We start from the raw sequence: 2,814 nt of genomic DNA, 5'->3' as shown, positions 1-2,814 counted from the left end.
TCCTGGGGGCTCTTGTTCGGGTCTGTACGACACACCACCGCGTAAAGATGGCAGTTCTTGCCGTCCCATCCGGATCCGTTCGTGGTGTAGTGCTTTTCTCCGTTGATGACCCATTCGTCACCCTCGCGGATCGCAAAGGTCCGCACGCCATATCGAGGATCCCGGGTGTCATAATTGGCACCCCCCGTCACTTCGGTATAGGCAAAGGCAGCGAGCCGCGTGCCGTCCTCGACGAAGTCCGGAAAGAACCGCCGCTTTTGCTCCTCCGACCCGAACATCGCAACTGGCTTCAGGCCCAGGCCATTGGCAAGAACGGTGGTGGGAACATTGATATCGACCGCGGTCAGTTCTTCTGCGGCCAGCGCGAAGTCAAGGGTCGGGATATCGGTCCCGCCATACGCCTTTGGAAGAAGCCCCTTGACGAAGCCGGCATCCGCGGCCTTTTTGACAAAAGGCTTGATAGCGTAGAAGCGCTCATCCGGCTTCGCGTACTTCCGGATGGTTGGCCGCACGTCTTTCAAAACTTGTTTGGCAAACTCCCTTGCTCCCTCCCTGAGGGCGATCTGATCTGCACTTAGCGTAAAATCGATGGCCATTGCCAAGTCTCCTTGCGTTGCGGATCGAGCAAGGCTGCCATCGCGACGAACGATAAATCTTGGGCTGCGAAGACAAAAAGATTGGGCTGCAGCGCACACCTGTGGCCGGCGTCTGAATGAGCTGGCACAATTTTTGCTTTATGTTATGGTCGCACAAGATTAACTCAGCATCGGGTCGCTCCATCGGCGCTATTGTGTCCATCACATCGGGAGGGAGTGTCATGCCTTTCTGGTCAACCGAGACTCTGCGGACCAAGGAACAATTCGGATTTTGGCGTGAAGTGCTATGCGAAGCATTCATTACGCTCGACCCAAGGCGAGAGAGGGAACGCGCCGGGTCGGGATTCACGGGCAGCGTTTCAGCCGATCTTGTTTCCGAAGTCAACGTAACCAGCCTGCGGCATGAGGCGCATCGCATCGTTCGCGGCCCCGCCGAAATCAGAAAGAGGCCTCTCGAATACTATTTCGTAAACATGCAAATCGGGGGCGAGGTGCTGGCAGAACAGCGCGGCCGTCCGGTCCTCATTGGGCCAAACGAATTTTATATCGTCGACTCGACCGAACCGTACGACCTCGATTACCGCGGTAACCCAAGTACGTACTCCTTTAGAATACCGAAAAAGATGCTCGATCCGCTGATCGGCGACTCCGCGCAGCTGACGACAAAGCGTGTGTCGAGGGACACACCGCTCGGCATGCTTGCCGTCGATTTCCTGCAATCCGTCCTGAAGCAGCCCCACGCCATTCCGGCGTCAGCGGGCAGGTCTGTTGCCAACATGATTACCGAGATGGTCGCTCTTTCGCTGGTCGACGCGACAGCGAAATCACAAACCGATCTCCGGGAATCGGCCCGCGCCGCGCTACTCAATTCCATTATGCGTTTCATCGACGCAAATCTGCAAAACCCCGCTCTCTCGGTAGAGGCCGCGTGCCGCCGCTTTGGTATTTCGCCGCGGTATCTGCACCGATTGTTCGAGATGACGGGGTCGAGCTTTGGTGCGCACGTCCGGGATGCAAGGCTGCAACTTTGCGCCACGGGCTTGACGCGCCTGTCGGATCAATCAATTGCGGAGATCGCCTTCTCCTGCGGCTTCGGCGATATTTCACATTTCAATCATTGCTTCCGAAGGAAATTTGGCATGTCGCCTCGCGAATATCAGATCGCCCGGCATCAAGCTTGCGAGTGAAGGATACCGCGTCAGCGTCGATCTGATCGAGCGGGTACGTCGTGGCAACTGGAATCCTGCCGTCCATAAGGAAGATCGCAAACACGTCGATGCTCTTGCCACACGCGGTTACTGGCAGGCTTTTCAAGCCGTAAAAAACAGTGTGCGCGCAGTTCTTGAAAATAAAAATCCGGGTACCGTCGCCGACGACGACCACGGTGGGTGGTATAGCGAGTTATTTGCCCCGAGTGTCACAGCGGCTCTTATGCAGCCGGGCAGTCTTGCGGGCTATCGGAACAGCCCGGTCTACATCCGGAACTCGATGCACGTTCCGTTACCCTCTCACGCTGTAGCCGACGCGATGCGAGTTCTCTTTGAGTTGCTGGAGCGCGAGGGACATCCTGCCGTGCGTGCCGTCCTCGGCCATTTTGTGTTCGTTTATATACACCCGTACCTGGACGGCAACGGACGCCTGGGGCGGTTCCTGATGAACGTCATGCTCGCCGCGGGCGGTCACCCCTGGACCATCGTTCCGCTGGAACGGCGCGATGCGTATATGGCCGCGTTGGAAGAAGCCAGCGCCGGGCAGAAAACTATTCCGTTTGCGCAATTCCTTGGCAAGCTCGTTCAGGAAGCCCTCGAAGGCAAGGCTGTTGCGAAAGTGCCAGGGGCGCGCACATGAAGCTGAACTCACTTTTGACGGAGCCGATGCTCTCTCCGTACGAGCGCCCCGGACTGGTTGCCGGCTGCCGGGAACGCGAGCAGATCAAGACCAACGACCGGATGCTGCGCAACCTGCTCGACCCGCCGGCCGCGGCAGGCCAGGCATCTGCGCCACGTGACGCTGCTGCAGGGCACCAAGGCAAACGGCGTGCATGTCCGCCCGCTTTCGGTACCGGGGCTTAAGAAAACCGCTTCCGAAATGCACGAGCAGCCTCGTTGGTGTAGGATGGGTTGAGCTCTTCGCGAAACCCATCTCGCGAACCCCATCGGCGAACAGAAGAGATGGGTATCGCTTCGCTCCACCCATCCTACGAGTTCCATCCCGCGCC

The 2,814-nt window shown here is 58.1% G+C and carries 4 protein-coding genes; 3 read left to right on the top strand and 1 reads right to left on the bottom strand.

The features are described 5' to 3' along the window. On the bottom strand, positions 1-596 hold a 596-nt coding region (locus tag ABSG20_RS33970; protein ID WP_423868812.1), incomplete at its 3' end, for an acyl-CoA dehydrogenase family protein. A gap of 221 nt (positions 597-817) precedes the next feature. On the opposite strand from ABSG20_RS33970, the gene ABSG20_RS33965 reads away from it, so the two are divergent. The 3 genes from ABSG20_RS33965 to ABSG20_RS33955 are packed head-to-tail and all read left to right on the top strand — an operon-like array spanning position 818 to position 2,668. Next, a complete protein-coding gene (locus ABSG20_RS33965; RefSeq protein ID WP_423868811.1) occupies positions 818-1,783 on the top strand; it encodes a helix-turn-helix domain-containing protein in 966 nt (321 codons plus the stop codon). Next, positions 1,731-2,444, top strand: coding sequence for a Fic family protein (locus ABSG20_RS33960; RefSeq protein WP_423868810.1), 714 nt, complete (start codon positions 1,731-1,733; stop codon positions 2,442-2,444). Before ABSG20_RS33965 ends, ABSG20_RS33960 begins: the two co-directional genes overlap by 53 nt. Continuing rightward, entirely contained in the window at positions 2,441-2,668 is a 228-nt protein-coding gene (locus ABSG20_RS33955; RefSeq protein ID WP_423868809.1) for a hypothetical protein, read from the top strand. The genes ABSG20_RS33960 and ABSG20_RS33955 overlap by 4 nt, the downstream gene beginning before the upstream one ends. The last annotated feature ends 146 nt before the right edge of the window (positions 2,669-2,814 follow it).

The organism is Bradyrhizobium sp. (assembly GCF_049512235.1).
Classification (GTDB): domain Bacteria; phylum Pseudomonadota; class Alphaproteobacteria; order Rhizobiales; family Xanthobacteraceae; genus Bradyrhizobium.
This window is presented reverse-complemented; position numbering and strand designations above follow the sequence as displayed.